The sequence below is a fragment of the Hyphomicrobium sp. 01T421 genome, assembly GCF_056398805.1.
In genome coordinates, this window is the sequence record NZ_JBFTQC010000001.1 from 1,778,305 (window position 1) to 1,796,632 (window position 18,328).

17 protein-coding genes and 1 tRNA gene are annotated in these 18,328 nt (G+C 61.3%); 9 read left to right on the top strand and 9 right to left on the bottom strand.

Annotated features, from left to right (window positions below; genetic code table 11):
* Positions 1-32 precede the first annotated feature (32 nt).
* Complete coding sequence (locus AC1DK3_RS08125) at positions 33-464, bottom strand: protein tyrosine phosphatase family protein (protein WP_477191731.1); 432 nt, start codon at positions 462-464, stop codon at positions 33-35.
* A 197-nt stretch (positions 465-661) separates the two neighbouring features.
* Here AC1DK3_RS08125 and AC1DK3_RS08130 point away from each other — a divergent pair, with 197 nt between their 5' ends.
* The gene (locus AC1DK3_RS08130; RefSeq protein ID WP_339086921.1) at positions 662-1,159 is read left to right on the top strand and encodes an Lrp/AsnC family transcriptional regulator; all 498 of its coding nucleotides are present in this window, start codon (positions 662-664) and stop codon (positions 1,157-1,159) included.
* Positions 1,160-1,185: 26 nt separating this feature from the next.
* Here the strand turns inward: AC1DK3_RS08130 and AC1DK3_RS08135 are convergent, their stop codons facing one another.
* Both AC1DK3_RS08135 and AC1DK3_RS08140 read right to left on the bottom strand, forming a co-directional pair.
* Complete coding sequence (locus AC1DK3_RS08135) at positions 1,186-2,082, bottom strand: NAD(P)-dependent oxidoreductase (RefSeq protein WP_477191732.1); 897 nt, start codon at positions 2,080-2,082, stop codon at positions 1,186-1,188.
* Between the two features lie 208 nt (positions 2,083-2,290).
* On the bottom strand, positions 2,291-2,992 hold the full coding sequence (locus AC1DK3_RS08140) for a hypothetical protein (RefSeq protein WP_477191733.1): 702 nt from the start codon (positions 2,990-2,992) through the stop codon (positions 2,291-2,293).
* Positions 2,993-3,217: 225 nt separating this feature from the next.
* Between AC1DK3_RS08140 and AC1DK3_RS08145 the strand changes: the two genes are divergently transcribed.
* From AC1DK3_RS08145 to AC1DK3_RS08155, 3 genes are all read left to right on the top strand, one after another.
* Positions 3,218-4,474: a threonine ammonia-lyase gene (locus AC1DK3_RS08145; protein ID WP_477191734.1), complete on the top strand. Its 1,257-nt coding sequence runs from the start codon at positions 3,218-3,220 to the stop codon at positions 4,472-4,474.
* Between the two features lie 559 nt (positions 4,475-5,033).
* Positions 5,034-7,361 (top strand): DUF4384 domain-containing protein, encoded by a 2,328-nt coding sequence (locus AC1DK3_RS08150; protein WP_477191735.1) that lies wholly within the window; start codon positions 5,034-5,036, stop codon positions 7,359-7,361.
* A gap of 268 nt (positions 7,362-7,629) precedes the next feature.
* A complete protein-coding gene (locus tag AC1DK3_RS08155; protein WP_477191736.1) occupies positions 7,630-8,808 on the top strand; it encodes a type III PLP-dependent enzyme domain-containing protein in 1,179 nt (392 codons plus the stop codon).
* Between the two features lie 77 nt (positions 8,809-8,885).
* On the opposite strand, the gene msrA is transcribed toward AC1DK3_RS08155, so the two are convergent.
* The 5 genes from msrA to AC1DK3_RS08180 all read right to left on the bottom strand — a co-directional run bounded on the left by msrA (position 8,886) and on the right by AC1DK3_RS08180 (position 11,890).
* Entirely contained in the window at positions 8,886-9,629 is a 744-nt protein-coding gene (gene msrA, locus AC1DK3_RS08160; protein ID WP_477191737.1) for a peptide-methionine (S)-S-oxide reductase MsrA, read from the bottom strand.
* 122 nt (positions 9,630-9,751) lie between these two features.
* Positions 9,752-10,345: a YceI family protein gene (locus tag AC1DK3_RS08165; protein ID WP_477191738.1), complete on the bottom strand. Its 594-nt coding sequence runs from the start codon at positions 10,343-10,345 to the stop codon at positions 9,752-9,754.
* A 95-nt stretch (positions 10,346-10,440) separates the two neighbouring features.
* Positions 10,441-10,989, bottom strand: a complete 549-nt coding sequence (locus AC1DK3_RS08170) for a BPSL1445 family SYLF domain-containing lipoprotein (RefSeq protein ID WP_477191739.1) — start codon at positions 10,987-10,989, stop codon at positions 10,441-10,443.
* A 177-nt stretch (positions 10,990-11,166) separates the two neighbouring features.
* A tRNA-Val gene (locus AC1DK3_RS08175) sits at positions 11,167-11,241 on the bottom strand.
* A 118-nt stretch (positions 11,242-11,359) separates the two neighbouring features.
* Positions 11,360-11,890, bottom strand: coding sequence for a hypothetical protein (locus AC1DK3_RS08180; RefSeq protein ID WP_477191740.1), 531 nt, complete (start codon positions 11,888-11,890; stop codon positions 11,360-11,362).
* Between the two features lie 217 nt (positions 11,891-12,107).
* On the opposite strand from AC1DK3_RS08180, the gene AC1DK3_RS08185 reads away from it, so the two are divergent.
* Both AC1DK3_RS08185 and AC1DK3_RS08190 read left to right on the top strand, forming a co-directional pair.
* A complete protein-coding gene (locus AC1DK3_RS08185; protein ID WP_477191741.1) occupies positions 12,108-14,504 on the top strand; it encodes an efflux RND transporter permease subunit in 2,397 nt (798 codons plus the stop codon).
* Between the two features lie 82 nt (positions 14,505-14,586).
* Positions 14,587-14,964 (top strand): DsrE family protein, encoded by a 378-nt coding sequence (locus tag AC1DK3_RS08190; RefSeq protein ID WP_477191742.1) that lies wholly within the window; start codon positions 14,587-14,589, stop codon positions 14,962-14,964.
* Here AC1DK3_RS08190 and AC1DK3_RS08195 read toward each other — a convergent pair.
* Positions 14,930-15,637, bottom strand: coding sequence for an HAD family hydrolase (locus AC1DK3_RS08195; RefSeq protein ID WP_477191743.1), 708 nt, complete (start codon positions 15,635-15,637; stop codon positions 14,930-14,932). The two genes, AC1DK3_RS08190 and AC1DK3_RS08195, sit on opposite strands and share 35 nt — an antisense overlap.
* 159 nt (positions 15,638-15,796) lie before the next feature.
* On the opposite strand from AC1DK3_RS08195, the gene rpiA reads away from it, so the two are divergent.
* The 3 genes from rpiA to gor are packed head-to-tail and all read left to right on the top strand — an operon-like array spanning position 15,797 to position 18,323.
* Positions 15,797-16,519: a ribose-5-phosphate isomerase RpiA gene (rpiA, locus tag AC1DK3_RS08200; protein ID WP_477191744.1), complete on the top strand. Its 723-nt coding sequence runs from the start codon at positions 15,797-15,799 to the stop codon at positions 16,517-16,519.
* Between the two features lie 2 nt (positions 16,520-16,521).
* Positions 16,522-16,887, top strand: a complete 366-nt coding sequence (locus AC1DK3_RS08205) for a DUF2059 domain-containing protein (RefSeq protein WP_477191745.1) — start codon at positions 16,522-16,524, stop codon at positions 16,885-16,887.
* A 56-nt stretch (positions 16,888-16,943) separates the two neighbouring features.
* The gene (gor, locus tag AC1DK3_RS08210) at positions 16,944-18,323 is read left to right on the top strand and encodes a glutathione-disulfide reductase (RefSeq protein WP_477191746.1); all 1,380 of its coding nucleotides are present in this window, start codon (positions 16,944-16,946) and stop codon (positions 18,321-18,323) included.
* Positions 18,324-18,328: the final 5 nt, after the last annotated feature.

Genomic DNA, 18,328 nt, shown 5'->3' on the forward strand with positions numbered 1-18,328 from the left:
TTTCTTTAACGGCGCAGTGAATATCGAGAAAATTACCCGCGATGAGCCTGCGCCTCGAGATCGTCGCGAATGAGCCGGAGGTCGAAGCCGCCGGCCCCAACCGTGGAAAGCACCTCGTCGACGGGATGGGATCGCGCCGTCGCAGCAGCCCAGACAATGGCGGCCCGTTGGCCGGACGCACAATAGGCGAGCGTGCGCCCCCCCGATGCGAATTCCTTCGCCGCGAGGTCGACGACGTCATCCTTGAAGAGGTCCTGCCGCGTCACCGGGATCTGCACGTAGTCGAGGCCCGAGCGGCGGGCGGCGGCTTCGGCTTCGGTGCTCGAAATCTGGTCGCGAGCCTCGTTGTCCGGGCGGAAGTTGATCACTTTGTCGAAGCCAAGCGACTTGACCTCCGCGAAGTCCTCTTCGTCCAGCCAACCGCTTATGGCGACGCTGTCAGAGATGGGCCTGATGGGGTGCATCGAGAAAATCCAAGAACCGTTATTGCCGAGGGGGAAGCACCATACATGTGGGAGACACCTTGCCCGATCAAGGTGCAATGTCGCCCAAGCGAAAAAAAATGCTAATTCCCTCATTGACACCGGCAAATTAGAAAATATTAATTTCAAAATCACAGATTACGCAAAATCATGTTTCTTGATCGAAGGGCGGCCGAATGTTGGATGAAATGGACGTTAAGATCCTGCGCCTTCTCCAGCAGGACTGCACTCGCCCGGTAGCCGACATCGGCAAGGAGGTCGGATTATCGACCACACCATGCTGGCGCCGTGTTCAGAAACTCGAGGAATCGGGAGTCATCCAGCGCCGCGTCGCGATTCTGGACGCGCAGCAGGTGAACGCGGGAGTGATGGTGTTCGTGTCCATCAAGACGGACAAGCACTCGCTGACGTGGCTCGAGAAGTTCCACGAAGCCGTCGCCGAATTTCCCGAGGTCGTTGAATTCTATCGCATGTCGGGAGACATCGATTATCTGCTCCGCGTCGCGGTCCCCGACATCGCTGCCTACGACGCTTTCTACAAGAAGCTCATTTCCCGCGTCGACATCGCCAAGGTCTCATCGGCTTTTGCGATGGAGCAGATCAAATACACCACCGCATTGCCGCTGCAGTTCGCGATCACCGAGCGCTCGTCGAAGAGCGAGCGGGCGGAGGTATAATTCGCACGCGAGAAACAAAACCTTTCTCAAGTTTCTTTCTTCGCGTCGAGCCGGGCGATGAGGCTCGATGTATCCCAGCGTCGTCCGCCGAGTTCCTGGACCTCGGCGTAAAATCGATCGACGAGTTTGGTCACCGTCAGATCGGCGCCGTTCGACTGAGCCTCATCGAAGCAGATCGCGAGATCCTTGCGCATCCAGTCGACGGCAAAGCCGAAGTCGAACTTACGCCCATGCATCGTCTGCCAGCGGTTCTCCATCTGCCAGGACTGCGCCGCGCCTTTCGAGATCGTTTCGATCAACGCTTGGATGTCGAGCCCGGCACACTCCGCGAAATGAATGGATTCGGCCAACCCCTGCACGAGGCCCGCGATCGCGATCTGGTTCGCCATCTTCGCAAGTTGTCCCGATCCCGACGGGCCGAGAAGCCGAACGCTGCGTGCGTAGCTCTTGATGAAAGGCTCAGCGGCTGCGAAGGCAGCTTCGTCGCCGCCGGCCATCACCGTCAGCGTCCCGTTCTCGGCGCCCGACTGTCCACCCGATACTGGACAATCGAGAAATTTGAATCCTTGGGCGTCCGCGATCTTCGACAATTCGCGCGCGACCTTCGCCGAAGCCGTCGTGTGATCGATGTAAATCGCGCCGGGTCTGAGCGTCGAGAAGGCGCCGTCCGGCCCAATCGTGACGCTCCGCACGTCGTCGTCGTTGCCGACGCAGGCAAATACGGCATCACAGTCGCGCGCCGCTTCCGCCGGCGTTGCGGCAATGGTTCCGCCGAACTGCTCTTTCCACTTCTCGGCCTTGGCGGTCGTCCGATTGTAGACGACGACGTCGTGGCCGCCGCGCGTTTTGAGATAACCCGCCATGGGATAGCCCATGACACCGAGCCCCAGCCACGCAACTTTCGCCATGTTGTGATTTCCCATCTGCGCCAATCGACCGGGGAGAGCGGCCCACGGGGAGCGCGGCTCGACCTCTGCGGCTGATGGCAAAAAGAAGCCCCGGAATCAACAGATGAATCAACAGATGGAACAACTGAGATGATCGACGGAGATGATCAACAGGGATGGCGGCCCCAGAGAAGCGATCGGGAGAGCGCTCTCAAAAGTGAGTGAAGTGATTGCGAGAGCGTTCTCAATAGTGGCCTTCGCGACGCCATCGTCCGTACCGGTCAAATCCGCGCACAGGCAGCCCACTCGCAATACACACGAGACCTTCGCGGGCATCGGGCCTGCAGTCGACGTGCTTGTTGGCGGCGGTGCGCCAGTGGGCGAACTCGGGGCCGAAGCGATCCGCGACCTTGCTGCGCCACGCTGCGATAGCGGCGCTCCGCGCATCGTGCTCGCGGATTTCGTAGGGAACGTTGCTGTCGGGCGCACTGGCGCGAACTTCGACGCGAGGCAATTCCCGATCGTAATCGCCGGGCGGAGGAGCCCCGGCGGCGTCGTGTGGTGGCGGCGCTTGTCCATCCACAGATGGCGGCGCGTCCGCATCATCGTCGTTGTCGTCAGCGCCGGATTGAGCATTCCCACGCTCGTCCCGGTTGTCGCCCCGATAGTCGTCCCGATAAGCGGGCGCCGCGCTCCTATCGTCAGTAGGCGGTCGTTCAGCAGCGCCCCCGTCGTCGTCGCCGGGGGGATCCATGGCATTGTTTGGTGGGATCGCCTGGCCGCCGCCCCCGGCGTTGTTCGGCGACCCGTAGGGGCCATACTCGAATCTCTGGCCGGTCGAGGCCGCGCTCGAGCTGGAGGGATCGGCTAGTAACGGCCTCAAGGGAAGAACGGCGGCAAGAGTGACGGCTACGGCAAAAACCGTCTTCGCGGGCAGGGCAGCCATGCAATATCTCCGCAGCAGAAGTCACAGACATATTGAATTCCGCGCCCGCAATTGAAACGGACCCTACCTGAGCGGACGCTGAACGGTATAACGCCTCGGCCTCGGCTCCCCTGCGCTAAAGAACTTCGCAAAAAGCGCTGAGGGCCAACCGCGTGCCAGTGTGATACCGAGTGTGATACCGAGTGTGATAAGACCTGCAAAACTGATCAAACCTGCCGGAAGATAATGACCAAATTAGCGACGTTTCATCCGCCTGAGCTTGCCGTCGGCTATGACGACATTGTCCGCGCCGCCGACGCCATTCGGGGCGCAGTGATCCCGACCCGCTTCGAGCAGAGCCGGACACTGAGCACGCTGCTCAACGCCGAGATCTGGCTGAAATTCGAGAATCTACAATTCACGGCGTCCTATAAGGAGCGCGGCGCGCTGAATAAGCTGCTCTCGCTGTCCCCGGCAGAGCGCCAGAACGGTGTGATCGCGATGTCGGCCGGCAATCACGCGCAAGGCGTCGCCTACCATGCCCATCGCCTCGGCATCCCCGCGACGATTATCATGCCGGCCTGGACGCCGACGATCAAAGTCGAGAATACCCGCGGCCACGGCGCCAACGTCATTCTCGAAGGCCAGAGCCTCGAGGAAGCCTATGGCTTTGCCGTCGGTTACGGCGCCGATCGCGGAATGACCTTCGTCCACCCGTATAACGACCCCGCGATCATTGCGGGGCAGGGGACGGTGGCACTCGAAATGCTCGCATCCGCCCCCGATCTCGACGTGCTGATTGTGCCGATCGGCGGTGGCGGCTTGATCTCGGGCATGGCGATCGCGGCGAAAGCGATCAACCCGAATATCAAGGTCGTCGGTGTCGAGGCCCAACTCTATCCTTCGATGCTCAACGCGGTGAAAAAGTCGTCACTGCCCGTCGGTGGCGATACGCTTGCGGAAGGCATCGCGGTCACGGCACCGGGAAGCCTCACGCAGCAGATCATCGAAACCCTCGTCGACGATATCTTGCTGGTTTCGGAAGCCGATCTCGAGCGCGCCGTCTCACTGCTGATAACGATCGAGAAGACCGTCGTCGAAGGCGCTGGCGCCGCGGGATTGGCAGCACTCATCGGAGCCAACAGGCTTTATAAAGGCAAAAAAATCGGTTTAGTGCTCTGCGGCGGCAACATCGATACGCGGCTGCTCGCGAGCGTGCTGACACGCGAACTCGCGCGCGATGGCCGCCTCTCACGCCTCGCCATCGATATTCCCGATCGTCCCGGCCAGCTCGCCAGGGTCTCCGGCATTATCGGCAAAGCCGGTGCGAACGTCGTCGAAGTTTACCACCAGCGCGTTTTCACTGACGTGCCGGCGAAAGGCACCGAGCTCAATCTCGTCATCGAGACGCGCGATAGAAGACATCTCGAGCAGGTCGTCGCTGAGCTCAAGGCCGGCGGCTACGTGGTGATTGTGAAAAGCTCAGGCGCCGGCACGCCTTGATGGACGAGGCCGCCAGTCCTGCAAGCCAGTCGGGCAAGCCGGTCGAGCAGGAAAGAAAAAGGGCCCCGCGCTTGATGGCGAGGGGCCCAATCGGATCGGTATGGATCTAGAAAGTCAGGATCGAGGGAAAAGTCAGATAGACAAGTGAACTACTTCGCAGTGGCAGTGCTTGATATCTGTGCGTCGTGAACTTGAGCGTGTGGCATACGGGCAAGCGTCGTGATCAAGAGTCCTCCAGTCGCGAGGAAGCAGATCATCATGGTCGCTAAAGCCATACGGTCGGCTGGCGAGTTCCGATCCCTTGCTGCCTTGAGGTCCATCGTTAGCTGCCTGCGCCTGTTTGATCGATTGAAGTAAGATCTTTGTAACCGATCTTTGCTTTCCGGTCGATTTTGAAGTCTCGGAATGCCTAACTCGCACTTCAGCGATTTAACGAATTCTTCATCTCTGTTAACGACGGCACGCCGCGGCGACTCGACGGGCCGCGCCACGATGGTGCCGCGCCCGGCCGCTAGGGAGCGGCGGACAAGAAAAAAGACCGGGCGGGGGCCCCAAGGACGTGCGGTTGAGACACCTGATAAATTCGGCATGCCTGCTCGCGAGCCTCGTCGGCTTGGCGCTCGCAAGCAATCTTGCCATCGCTGAGGTCAGTCCCAACGCCACGAAGAACGCTGCCGTATCGGTACCGGCCCGTCCCGACGAGCCGCGCGCCGCGAAGGCCTATAGCGTGCTGGAGACCCACTGCGCCCGCTGTCACCAGGCCGGGCGGCTGGAGCGGCCGCTCCCATCCGGCGGCCTCGCGAACATTCTGGCGATCGAAGATCAGGCGCGCGATCCCGTTCTGGTGAAGGCCGGCCTCCCTGACGCGTCGCGTCTCTACGACGTGTTCGAAACGCGGCATGCGCCGCTCGATGTTTTCACCGGTCCGGACGCCAAGCCTGAGCCGACACCGGATGACATTCTGGCCGTTCGCCGGTGGATCAAGGATCTTGCTCCCACCGTACAGAGTTGCCCGTCGCGCCAGCCCGTGCGCCCCGCTGCGATCGATAAGATGATGCGAGAGGCGCAGCACCTCGAACGCGATCAAGGCAAGGACGTGCGGTTCGTCTCACTCGTCCATCTCTACAACTCATGCGCCACCGCCGCCGAAATGACGGCTTACGGCAAGGCGCTCAACAAGCTCATGAACAGTCTGTCGTGGGCGCCTGAACCGCTAAAGCTGACGCCGCTCGACGACGCAGGCACGGTGCTCTCCTTCCGCCTCGCCGATTACGGCTGGGACGACACGCGCTGGAAGCTGATCGAAAAGGCATATCCTCCGGCTCTCCTGCACGTCGTCGCGCCGGATGTCGTGAAAACCGCCGACAGCCCTGCGGTCATCGTCAACGGCGATTGGCTCGCAGCCGCGGCCGGAGAAACGCCGCTCTATTACGCACTGCTCGGGCTTCCCACAAAGCTCGCCGGCCTCGCGACAATGAACGGGACTGACCTGGATGCGAACATTCGAGCGGGCTCGGTGCGTCGCATCGCAATCCGCGAAAGCGCCGTGACGCGCGGCAACCGTCTGATCGAAAGGCACCCCGGAAAGCCGGCCGGTCTTTGGCTCGCCTACGACTTCGCGACAAGCACTGGCGAGCAGGATGTCTTCGAGCGCCCGCAAGGTCCGAAATCGGCAACGACGGCAAAGCAGCCGTTCAAGCCCGACCAGATACGCGCGCTGTTCGCGCTTCCGAACGGGTTTTACGCGTTCGCGCTTTTCGATGCCGCAGGCAATCGCGTCGACCGTGCGTTGCCGGGAATCGAAAAGCCCTACGCAGGCGTCGAGGCCGATGCCGTCGAACCGGTGACGAAAGCCGGCGCCAATTGCTTTGCGTGCCACACGGACGGATTGGTGCAAGCCAAGGATGATTTCCGCGCCGCTGGCCCAGTCGATATCGCCGCGGGACCGATGGCGCCCGACCGTCGTGCCGCCCTGCCGCTCTTTGGTACCGATAGCGAAAATGCGTTGTTGATGCTCGGCGGATGGGATCGCTATCGCGCAGCCGCCAAGGTTGCTGGCGTCGATCTCGACATGAGAGTGCACGGCGACGAGCTGGTCACGGGCTTGGCGCGCCGCTATCGCGAGGGCGCCGACTTCGAGGTGGCGCTGGGCGAAACAGGTCTTGAGCGTCCGGAATTTCTGAAAGAGCTGGCCGATGCGAAGGGCGCGGCCGCGCCGCTCGCACGCCGCCTCTTGCATGGCGTGCTCTCCCGCAATGAGCTCGAGCACCTCTTTTCGCTTCTGAAAGGTACGGATGCGCCGGTCCAAACCACGGCGTCGGCGGGCTTCCTGCGCGACGTCAAGTCGGAGATCGGGCTGACGATGTGGTTCGACAAGCCGCGGCCCCTGCCAGGCGACCTCGTGACCATCAAGGCCGAGGCCGACAACGAATGCTACCTGACCGTTATCAGCGTCGATGGAGCGGGCGTCGCGACGGTGCTTTTCCCGAGCGACTTTCAAAGCGACAACCTCATCGCCGCCGGTGAAGCCGTCAGCATCCCACCCTCCGACGCCCCGTTTCAGTTGCGCTACAAGGCCGAAGGCAGCGAAACGATCCTCGGACGTTGTTCGACCAGCGCGACGCCGCCTGTCGGTATCGAGCATGATTTCGAACGGCAGCGTTTCACGGTTCTCGGCAATTGGGAGAATTTCCTCCAAGACACACTCGTCACCGATTGGGAGATGCGAACGAGTCCGGAAAAGGCCGAGCGTGCCCGTATCGCGCGATCAGGCGCCCTTCGCCGCCAGCAGGATCGCGGCGAACGCATCCCGGCGCCGCGGCCGGACGTGGCGAGCGAGAAGTCTCTGCGTGACGGGCGCGCGATTCTCGTCCTCGGACGCAGCTAGCCGGCGATTCGCGTTCGCCCGACCTTCATCAAACTGACATGTGTCGCGCGTGAGAGATGCCAAAAGGCATCGCAAGGTGCGTCATTCGTGGCAGTCCCTCGCCACGGAGCGAGAATCCAGCGACCCTGGGAAGCGTTTGGGTTCCGAAAGGCTTTACAGCGGGGGCCGAGATACCTAAATGCACCCCTTCAATATATCATCCAGAGCCGACATTGCTCGGCTGCCGCGAGCGAAACCGGATAGGTCTTCCGCAGGAGGTTCTTTCGCGATGGAGAAGTTTGCCACCGCCCTAGAAATGGTGACCGAGATGAAGCCGGATCTTCCGGTCTTCGCTGCTCGTCCACATGCGGCCGGTCGCGCCGCGCGCTGGTTCATCAAAAATTTTCCGGGCGAGGTGGCCTACGCCTACAAGGCGAACAGCTCCGTCTTTCTGATCGGCGCGCTCTTCGGCGCGGGGATCAAGCAATTCGACGTCGCCTCCGTGGCGGAACTCGAAGACGCCGCGACCATTCCGGGCGTCCGTCTCCACTTCATGCATCCGGTCAAATCCCGCTTTGCCATCCGGCGCGCGTATTTCGACTACGATATCAAGTGCTTTGCCCTCGACAGCGAGGACGAGCTGCAGAAGATCGTCGAGGAGACCGACGGCGCGAAAGACCTCGAGCTGTTCGTCCGCATCTCCGTGCCGGCGAAAAACAGCCGCGTTCCTCTCGAGCATAAATTCGGCATTTCGGGGCAGCGCGCTCAGCGTCTGCTCGTCAAGGCGCGCCAAGTCGCCGACGAGCTTGGCATCACGTTCCACGTCGGCTCGCAGACGACGACGCCGGACGCCTATGCAATGGCCTTCGAGGAAGTGAAGAAACACATCGTGAAAGCGGGTGTGGTCGTTGACGCGATCGATATCGGCGGCGGCTTCCCCTCTCGTTACACCGACAGTGTGCCGGCCCGGCTTTCCGACTTCATCGAGGTGATCAAATCGTCGATGGCGAAGATGCCGGTGACCGAGCATTGCCGCCTGATCTGCGAGCCGGGCAGGGCGCTCGTGGCCGAAGCCGAGAGCTTGATCGTAAAGGTCGATCTCAGGAAGCCCGGCAACCAGCTGTTCATCAACGACGGCTCTTACGGCGCGCTCTTCGACAGCGCGCATCTGGGCTTCATCTTCCCGGTTCGGCTGATCCGCCCGGGGCTCGATCCGAACGAGCCGCTCGAGCCGTTCGAGTTCTGGGGCCCGACGTGCGATTCGATCGATCGCATGAAAGGGCCGTTCATGCTGCCCGCGTCTGTCCGCGAAGGCGACTACATCGAGATCGGCAATCTCGGTGCCTATGCGCGCGCCATGGCGACACGCTTCAACGGTTACGGCGAATACACCGACGTTATCCTGCAGGATGAACCGATGTATTCAATCTATACCGAAGACCTCGAGCCAATGGTCCGCAACGCGTAAGCACTCGACGCCGAAGCATCTTCGGCAACGTCATCCCGGCGACGGCCGGGATCCAGACAACGATCAAATTGGGACTGTCAGTTCGTCGGCTTTGAGGTCGCGACCAACACCGGCGCGGCCCGATAGTTTTGCGGGAAAAGCTTCCTCAGGTTCTCGACCTTCGGCATGTCGTTGATTGCGATGTACGGATAGGTCGGATTGAGCGTCAGAAAATTCTGGTGATAGTCCTCGGCTGCATAGAACGTGCGGCCAGGCTCCACCGTCGTCGCGATCTTCCCTGGGAAGACGTGAGCGTTGCCGAGCTGAGCGATATACGCCTCCGCGATTTTGCCCTGCTCGGGGTTCTGCGGGAAAATCGTCGAGCGGTATTGCGTTCCTGAGTCGGGTCCCTGGCGATTGAGCAACGTCGGATCGTGCGCGACCGAGAAGTAGATCTGCAAGAGCTTCCCGTAGCTGATCGTTTTGGGATCGAATTTGATTTGGACGGACTCGGCATGGCCCGTATCGCCCGTGCCGACGACATTGTAGTGCGCATCTTCCCGCTTACCGCCCGTGTAGCCGGACGTTGCGCCAGCCACGCCTGCAACGTGCTGGAACACGCCTTGGACGCCCCAGAAGCAGCCGCCGGCCAGCACCGTAGTCTCCAAACCGGCATCCGCCGCCGGACGCTCATCGACGACCGGCGCTGGGATAGGCACGCCTTCCTCAGCGACGAGCCGCGATCCGCTCAAAAACGACAAGACACCGATGATCGCGGCGGCGAGTGTGAGCCAAAAAAACCAGCGGTCTGGCTTCGAGAACGATGTGCGGTTCGGTACCATAGGGGTCGCTCCGGCAGTAGGGCTGCGCTGATGCGGGCTCGCTGCATAATGACTACGTTACGGGGTGTACGCTGGATCTACGTGCTTCGTTACTGCCCGGAATTGCAAATGATCGATCCGAGCTAAAGCTTCTTCCGGACGACGGCGTCGATCTCGATTTCGATGTCGTCGCCGACCATCGATTGATACGCCGTCATGTTGAACGCGCTGCGCTGAAAGTGACCTTTCGCGACGAACTCGCGGGCGCCGATCGTGTACTTGAGCGCCGGGTCGTCATGCGGATGAAGCGACACTTCGAAAGTGACAGGCTTCGTGATGCCATTCACCGTCATGTCGCCGGTCATCTCGGCCGTATCGTGCCCGGTCGAGCGGACGGCCCGGCTTTTGAAAGCCATGACGGGATCGGCAATGACGTTGAAGAAATCCCGGCCCTTCAGTTCGTCGTCTACGATCGGCTCGCCGGTCCCGAGGCTCGCCGTCGCGACGGTCGCAACGACTTGGCTCCGCTCCGGAGCGTGCTCGTCGAATTGTACGGTGCCGTCGACTTTGCTGAAGCGGCCCTGCTGCTTCGAAATTCCCATCATGTAGACGAAGCGGACTTCCGTTCGCCGGCTGTCGAAGACATAGGTTTCTGCGTGTGCAACGCCGCTTGCAAGGCCGGCGAATACGATAACGGCGGCGCCAAACGCGCCACCCTTCAAAAATGATTTTTGCATGCGTACCCCTTCGTGAACCGGGGCAGGACAGCATTTTTCTGGCTGACTGGGCTGTTCCGTAGGGAACAGCCCAGTCAAATCCGCGAGAACCGGACTTACTTTGAAATGCGTGAGATCTTCGATCCCTCGAGCGTGAGATTGTACATCAAGCCCTTCGGATCGAGGATGAAGCCGACGACGGGGCTCGTGATCTTGTTGGTATCGATCGAGCCGCCGATGCCGACGGTGATGATGGCGACGGAGCCGTCGACCCCGACCTTCCACCCTGACGTGCGCCGAAACTGATCGAGTGCTTCGGGCGTCATGAACGCAATGATGACGGACCGCTCCTGCACACCAAGCTGAAAGCCGAACGAGGCAGACAGGGTATTGTAATAACCGGCGTTGCGTCCATGTACGAGAAGCGCGCCTTCGCCGTATTCGCCGCCGACGCCAAACCCGGCTTTCACGACGGACGGAAAAACGAGAATGCCGACGGCCTTGTTCGCGAGATCGCGCGCGCCGCCGACCTTGTAGAAAAATCTCTCCATCGTTTCGTGCACGCTGGCGTCGATCTCGTGCGCGGACGCCGCACGGCTCTCGGGCGTAGCCATGACGATTGCACACAGCGCCAGCAACGCGACGCTCATTCCCCTGATAGACATAGTATTCTCCCTCGGGCTCCCCCAGTTGACCTTAGTGACGGCGTTTGATGGCCGAATTTGCGCTGAATGTGGCAAAAGCGGGATAAATGGCTCTCGATGGTACAATTAAACCACTCGCGTCGCCGTTCGCGTGCGCGAAAGGGCAGCCACGTGGTCGAATGCGCGAAGCATTAAGGATGGTGGGCGGTATAGGGATTGAACCTATGACCCCACGCGTGTGAAGCGTGTGCTCTACCGCTGAGCTAACCGCCCGTTTTGGGATGCGCCCTTATGCGAGGCGTCGCCTCGCGCTGTCAAGCGGCCAGGATCGCCGCGTCACGCGGCCGGCGACGCGAAGCGGTGTCGCCAGCGCCATCAAAAGCCTTCGCCCTCAGCGCTTCGCCGCACCGGCAGGTAGGACGGCAGCACTCGACAATATCGCCTCTATCGCGGCGCGGCTCGCGTGGCCATTGTCGATCTCGCTCTTCGGCGCGTAAGCGGTGATGATGGCGGCCCGTTTGGCATCGCCGAGAATCAGCAGGAACCGCGACTCGGATCCCTTGGCCCCAACAGCATCAGCCAGGACGTAGCTGTAGGTGTCCCTCCGGTCCAGCGCACCGGGGGCGTACGCGGCGTTCGTATATTTGAGGCTCGCGAGAAAATCGAGAAACGGCTGTCCCCTGAATTCCTCCAGCGCTTCCGGCGGAAGCTCAGAGACTTCGACTGTGATGCCCGAAGCATCCTGGCGGATGGTCGGCGTTTCAGCGCCCGCGACCTCTTTGAAATCGTCCGCCACCTCGAGTGTGACGGGCCCGACGACCGCCTTTTTCAACGCGAAGGCGCTCGGCACTCCCGCGAAGGCCAAGGCGATTGCGGCAAAGAATACGGTGGCGATAATCGGAAGCGGCGAGGTTCTGAGCATCGAAGATCCTAGATCCAAGGCGATGGGGGGATGAGAATGAGGCTGTTCCACAGGCCGCGGACTTGAAGCAAGGAGAGTTTGCGTATCCGGCGTGATTCGCGTCCCCTCTAACGCGCGTCTCTAGCCAAAGTTGTCGGCAATGCCGGCGCACGCTTGATGACTGCTCATTTACCGCTGCGTTCCATGCGATGTAGTCCTTGCACCCAACCCCAGCAAAATGCGATGTCTCCCGCCAAACACACGCACGATTGCAGGGGACGCAGGGGCGGCTTCTCAAATCGAAGTCGTTGGGGAGGAAGGTTTGGAACCAACGGAGCCGCAACGGCCGCACCTAATCTCGTTGGGCTTGAACAAGCTCGGCCTCGTCGGGATCAAGGCACCGATCCTTTCGACGATCCTCGTGGCGCTCATCACCGTCGTTGCGGTTATGGGCCTTTTGCGCCTGAAGGTCGACGACAGTCTCTCCGAACTCTTCCGCACGAATACCCCCGAGTTCAAGACCTACGAAGAAATCGACCGCCGCTTTCCGTCGAGCGAATACGATGTGCTGGTGGTCGTCGAGGGCAAGAAGCTCTTGACGCGCGAAGGCTTGACAGCGTTCGCCACGGCCGCCGCTGACCTGCAACTCGCCGACGGGGTCAACGGTATCGTTTCGATGCTTTCCGCGCGAGGAAAACCCGATCCCACCGGCTATGCGCCGCCGATCGTCCCGGATGAACTGCCCGAAGGCCCGGCATTCGACCAGATCCTCGACGCTCTGAAGAGCAACGACATCGTCAAGGGCAAGTTCCTGTCGGAGGACGGCCAGCTCGCGCTGATCGTTCTCTCGCTCAACCGTGATGTCGTCGCTGAAAAATCGGCGAAGGCCGTCATCGGCGACATCGAGGAAACCGCGAAGCAGGATCTCGAGCCTGCCGGTCTTTCGGTGAAGCTCGCCGGCGCGCCGGTGATGCAGCTCGAAATCCGCAACGCGGTCGAGCGCGATCAAATCGTCTACAACGGTCTCGGACTGCTGTTCGGCGCGGGGATCGCCGCCCTGTTCTTCCGGCGTGTCTCGCTGATGCTGGTGGCCGCATTGCCACCCGTCATCGCGGTCTGCTGGGCGCTGGGTCTGCTCGGCTGGCTCAACTTCAAGCTCAATCTCTTCCTGAACGTGATGACGCCGCTCATCTTGGTGATGGGCTTCGCCGACAGCATGCAGATGGTGTCCGCCATTCGCATTCGTCTGCGCGAGGGCGATACCAAGCTTCAGGCCGTGACGTTCGCAGTAAACGTCGTCGGTCCCGCATGTGTACTGGCGCATGGCGCGACGCTTCTGGCGTTCCTGGCTCTTCTATTGTCCGAATCGGGCCTCATCCGCACGTTCGGAGAAGCCGGCGCGATGGCCGTCTGCATCTCCTTCGTTGCCGTCATTGTCGTGCTGCCGATCCTGGCACTGCTGCTGATCAGCAATGAAAAGACTTTGGCGCGCGATCATGCGCCTGCCGACGGTATGATGGACGCGCTCGGCACGTTCGTCGGCGCCATCGTCGACCGTGTCGTCAAGCATTCGGTCATTTACACGATCATTGCATTTGCGCTCTTCGGCTATTTCGCCTCGCTCCATCTGCAACTTGAGCCGCGCTACCGGCTCGCCGATCAGGTGCCGGACCGCGAGCAGGCGCTCGCCGCGACGGGCCGCATCGATAGCAAGCTGACCGGCGCCAATCCCTTCCACGTCATGATTCGCTGGAAGAATGGCGCCAGCCTCTACGATCCCGCCACGCTCAAAGTCATCGAGGAGACGCACCTCGCGCTGGAGAAGGCGGCCGGTCTCGGCAACGTCTGGTCGCTCGAAAGCCTCAGGCGCTGGCTGCGCGAAAACGGCGACGACAACGTCGAAACGGTGAAGAAGTACGTCAATCTGCTTCCCGACCATCTGGTCCGCCGCTTCATCGCCAAGGAGCAGGACGCGGTGCTCGTCACGGGCCGCTTGCCGGACGTTGACGCCAGCCAGATTCTGCCGCTCGTCCATAAGGTCGACGAGGCGCTCGATCCGGTCCGCAAAGCCTATCCGGCCTATGAAATATCGGTGACGGGACTGCCGGCGATCGCCGCCCGCAACAGCCACCGCATGATCACGCAGCTTGATGAAAGCATTCCGATTTGCGTTCTTATCGCCGCAGTGCTGCTCGCCGTCGCGTTCCGCTCCTTCTTTGTCGGCTTCATCAGCCTGATGCCCGGCCTTTTCCCGGTCGTCACGACGGGAGCGATGCTGTATTTTCTCGGAGGAGGCCTCGAGTTCTCGTCCGTCGTGGCGCTGATCGTCGTGTTTGGCCTCGGCGTCGACGCGCTCATCCACTTCCTCAATCGCCTGCGATTGGAGGAGAAGCCCGGGGTGCCTCCCGAGCTTGCGATCCGGCGCGCTCGCGTTTTGGTCGGACCCGCGATCATCCTGACGACGATCGTGCTCGCCTTCGGCCTCGGCGTGACGATTTTCTCTGAGCTGCCGTCGCTTCGGCTCTTCGGCCTCGTCTGCGGCGTGACGCTTCTCGCGTCACTCGTCGCCGATCTCGTGTTCCTGCCGGCAACGATTCTCGTCTATCGCCGCTATATCAGCGGTCACGACGTTTGACGAAGCGGGTTGTCGCAAGGTTGCAGCAGGCGTCATCGCGGGCGTAGTGTGTCCCTCATCCTCAGCGGAGCGAGGGGCAACGATGCCGCAGAAGCTCATCATCGTCCTGGCGAACGCCGATCTGCGAAGCGGCGAGAGCTTGAGCGCACCGCTCTTCCAGGCGTCCGTCGCCGCCGGAATGGACTATCACGTCGAGGTCATCTGCACGGGTACCGCGGCCACGCTGCTGAAGACCGGGGTCGCGGCCGGCATCCGGCTGAAACCCGACGAAACGCGCTCCATCTATGATTTCATCAAGGAAGCGCACGCGGCAGGCGTCAGGTTCTTCTGCTTCTCGCCGGGGCTGGATGTCTGCGCCATGCGCCAGGAAGACGTGATCCCCGAATGCAGCGGCGTCATCGGCGCCGCGCATTTCATCGAGGAAATCATGTCGAGCGACTGCCGGGTTCTGACATATTGACCGCAGTGCCGAGAAACGTCTCGATCGCGCGCGGCAGGTGGCGGTAGTCGTCGATGATGGCGTCAGGCCCGAACGACGCGACGGGGTCGACGCTGTAGCCGAAGCTGACCGCGACGACCGGGATCGAAGCGGCTTTCGCCGTCTTGATGTCCGTCTCGCTGTCGCCGATCATGATGCTGGTCTCTGGCCGCCCGCCCGCCAGCGCGATGGTGCCCGTCAGGTGTCGCGGATCGGGCTTATAGGCGCCGAGGCTATCGCGGCCGGTCAAAGCCGAAAAATAGTGGTCGAGCTTCATCGTTTCCAGAACGGCGCGCGCTTGCGCTTCCATCTTGTTTGTACAGACCGCGAGCGTGGCCCCCCGGGCCTTGAGCCCCTCGAGCGTCGCGATGACGTGCGGATAAGGGACGCTATAGTCTGCGATGTGTGCGGAATAATAGACGATGAAGACCTCGAAGAGGTCGTGCAGTTCCCGCTCCGATAGCTTCCGGCCATGGGCCTTCACCGCCCCCTCGATCATCGCCAGCGCCCCGTGCCCGACGAACGGGCGAATTTCGAGTTCGTTGATACGGTCGAGACCGAGCGTCGCGAGCACGTGATTCGTCGCTTCGGCGAGGTCGGGTGCGGTATCGATGAGCGTGCCGTCAAGGTCGAAGACGATGGTCCAGCCCTGCATGAATTCTCCTCGCGTTTTCAAAGTAGCGTATTCATCTCAGGCGCCCCTGTCACGGCGTCACGAGGGCACCGCCCGGATGGCTGGCTTGAAAGAGCCGCAACCGAAGCCTAGAGAGGTCCCGCGCGGAGGGCGCGATTTTTGCAAAAGCTTGAGGCCGTAATGAGCAATGACGATTGGAAGCGACAAGCCGCCGAACAGGCGCTGACGTACGTTGAAGACGGTATGAAGCTTGGCCTCGGCACGGGCTCGACAGCAGCAAAATTCGTAGATCTTCTCGGCGCCAAAGTGAAAAGCGGCCTCAAGGTCGTTTGCGTGCCGACCTCGGAAGCGACTCGCGCTCAGGCGGCGGCGCTGGGCATCCCGCTGACGACGCTCGACGAGACGCCGGAACTCGATTTGACGATCGACGGTGCCGACGAAATTGATTCGGACCTCCGGCTCATCAAGGGCGGCGGCGGTGCACTCCTCCGGGAAAAAATCGTGGCGGTCGCCTCCGATCGCGTCGTCATCATTGCCGACAACTCCAAGCGCGTCGAAAATCTCGGCCTCTTCCCGCTACCGCTCGAAGTCGTACCGTTCGGACTGGCGGCGACACAGAACTTGGTCGTCAAGCTTGCAGCCGATTGTGGATGCGAAGGCGAGGTGAAGCTGCGCGTTGGCACGAACGGCAAGCCATTCGTAACCGACAATGGCAATCATATCCTCGATTGCGCCTTTGGCTTGATTGACGATCCGGAAGCCCTGGACGACGCTCTGAAGCTGGTGCCGGGCGTCGTCGAATCCGGCATGTTCTTGGGAATTGCGGACGTCGGGATCATTGCGGGGCCAAAAGGCGTTGAAGTGATCTCCAGCATTGAAACCGATTTTGAAGAGGACGTCTGATCATGGGGCAAACCCTGCGAATAGCTGCTTTGTGCCTTATCTGTTTCACAAGCGCAGCGCTCGCGGATGATGCCCCGCCGCCTCCTGATCCCGCGCGTGTCGCCGCAGCGCGCGACCTCCTCGAAGTCACGGGTGTGAAGAAGCAGATGGACGGCATGATCAACGCCATGACGAGTGGCTTCGCCAAAGGCGCCGGCGACGACAAATCCGAAGCCGGCAAGAAACGTTCCGAGCAGTTCGATGAGGGCATGAAGAAGCTCCTCGATTATCAGGAGCAGTTGATCACCGATTTCGCCAACCTCTACGCCGAGACGTTCACGGCCGAAGAAATGAAAGCTGTCGCTCAGGCAAGATCGCCGAAGAGATGAGGGCAGGCGCAACACCGACGCCCGCCGATCAGAAATAGTTCACATCAGAACGCACCATGACAAACTTTGATTTTGATCTCTTCGTCATCGGCGCTGGCTCCGGTGGCGTCAGGGCTGCCCGCATTGCGGCAAGCTACGGCGCAAAGGTCGCCGTCGCCGAGGAGTATCGGGTCGGCGGCACCTGCGTCATCCGCGGTTGCGTTCCCAAAAAGCTTCTCGTTTACGCCAGCCGCTTTGCCGATGAATTCGAAGATGCCGCGGGCTTCGGCTGGACCGTCAGCGAGACGTTCGATTGGGCGTCCCTGATACGCGCGAAAGACAAGGAAATATCGCGTCTCGAAGCTGCCTATCGCGCCACTCTCCAAAAATTCAAAGTGGAGGTCTTTGCCGAGAGAGCAACGCTCGTCTCGGCCAACGAAGTTCGCCTCGCGACGTCGGGGCGGATCGTCACTGCGAAGACAATTCTAGTTGCGACCGGCGGACATCCCAACATCGATACCGAGCTGCCGGGCGTCGAGCACGTCATCACGTCCAATGAAGCGTTCAATCTGAAAGAACTGCCGCGCCGCATTGTCATCGCAGGTGGCGGCTACATCGCCGTCGAGTTCGCCTCGATCTTCAATGGCCTGGGCTCCGAGGTGACGCTGATCTATCGCGGCAATAAATTCCTTCGCGGCTTCGACGAGGATTTGCGCGACGCGCTCGCAGCCGCGATGACGGCGCGCGGCATCCGCATCATCAACGGGCAGGTGTTCACGAAGATCGCGAAAACGGCATCCGGCCTCGCCGGCACGATCACCGGAGGCGAGACGCTCGAAGCCGATCAAATCATGTTCGCAATCGGCCGCTCTCCCAATACGAAAAATCTTGGCCTCGAAGCCCTCGGCGTCCATCTCGATCCCGCAGGCGCCGTCGTCGTCGACAACGCCTCGCAAACGTCTGTGCCCTCGATCTACGCCGTTGGCGACGTCACCAATCGGGTGAACCTGACGCCGGTTGCGATCCGCGAAGGCCACGCGTTCGCCGACACGCTATTCGGCAAGAAGCCGTGGATGGTCGACTACACGACGATCCCGACCGCCGTCTTCTCGACGCCCGAGATCGGCACCGTCGGCTTCACCGAGCAGGAAGCCCGCGCCCAATACAGCGATGTCCATATCTACAAAGGGAGCTTCCGGCCGATGAAGGCCATCATGGCCGGCCGCGATGAGAAAATGCTCATGAAGATTGTTGTCGAGGGCGCAACGGACCGCGTCGTCGGCGTCCACGTCTTCGGGCCGGATGCGGCCGAAATCGTGCAGATGGCGGCAGTTGCCGTCCGCATGCGCGCCTGCAAGGCCGATTTCGACCAGACGATGGCCTTGCATCCATCCGCCGCAGAGGAACTGGTCACACTACGCGAGAAATGGATCGCACCTGGCGAAGCTGCCGGTTGATCGCG

Excerpts from the sequence above, each read along its gene's own strand:
- AC1DK3_RS08195 (WP_477191743.1), bottom strand. The coding sequence starts at position 15,637 with ATGCAGGGCTGGACCATCGTCTTCGACCTTGACGGCACGCTCATCGAT.
- AC1DK3_RS08140 (WP_477191733.1), bottom strand. The coding sequence starts at position 2,992 with ATGGCTGCCCTGCCCGCGAAGACGGTTTTTGCCGTAGCCGTCACTCTT.
- AC1DK3_RS08205 (WP_477191745.1), top strand. The coding sequence starts at position 16,522 with ATGGGGCAAACCCTGCGAATAGCTGCTTTGTGCCTTATCTGTTTCACA.
- gor (WP_477191746.1), top strand. The coding sequence starts at position 16,944 with ATGACAAACTTTGATTTTGATCTCTTCGTCATCGGCGCTGGCTCCGGT.
- rpiA (WP_477191744.1), top strand. The coding sequence starts at position 15,797 with ATGAGCAATGACGATTGGAAGCGACAAGCCGCCGAACAGGCGCTGACG.
- AC1DK3_RS08155 (WP_477191736.1), top strand. The coding sequence starts at position 7,630 with ATGGAGAAGTTTGCCACCGCCCTAGAAATGGTGACCGAGATGAAGCCG.
- AC1DK3_RS08185 (WP_477191741.1), top strand. The coding sequence starts at position 12,108 with ATGCGATGTCTCCCGCCAAACACACGCACGATTGCAGGGGACGCAGGG.
- AC1DK3_RS08170 (WP_477191739.1), bottom strand. The coding sequence starts at position 10,989 with ATGTCTATCAGGGGAATGAGCGTCGCGTTGCTGGCGCTGTGTGCAATC.
- AC1DK3_RS08165 (WP_477191738.1), bottom strand. The coding sequence starts at position 10,345 with ATGCAAAAATCATTTTTGAAGGGTGGCGCGTTTGGCGCCGCCGTTATC.
- AC1DK3_RS08125 (WP_477191731.1), bottom strand. The coding sequence starts at position 464 with ATGCACCCCATCAGGCCCATCTCTGACAGCGTCGCCATAAGCGGTTGG.
- AC1DK3_RS08180 (WP_477191740.1), bottom strand. The coding sequence starts at position 11,890 with ATGCTCAGAACCTCGCCGCTTCCGATTATCGCCACCGTATTCTTTGCC.
- AC1DK3_RS08145 (WP_477191734.1), top strand. The coding sequence starts at position 3,218 with ATGACCAAATTAGCGACGTTTCATCCGCCTGAGCTTGCCGTCGGCTAT.
- AC1DK3_RS08135 (WP_477191732.1), bottom strand. The coding sequence starts at position 2,082 with ATGGGAAATCACAACATGGCGAAAGTTGCGTGGCTGGGGCTCGGTGTC.
- msrA (WP_477191737.1), bottom strand. The coding sequence starts at position 9,629 with ATGGTACCGAACCGCACATCGTTCTCGAAGCCAGACCGCTGGTTTTTT.
- AC1DK3_RS08190 (WP_477191742.1), top strand. The coding sequence starts at position 14,587 with ATGCCGCAGAAGCTCATCATCGTCCTGGCGAACGCCGATCTGCGAAGC.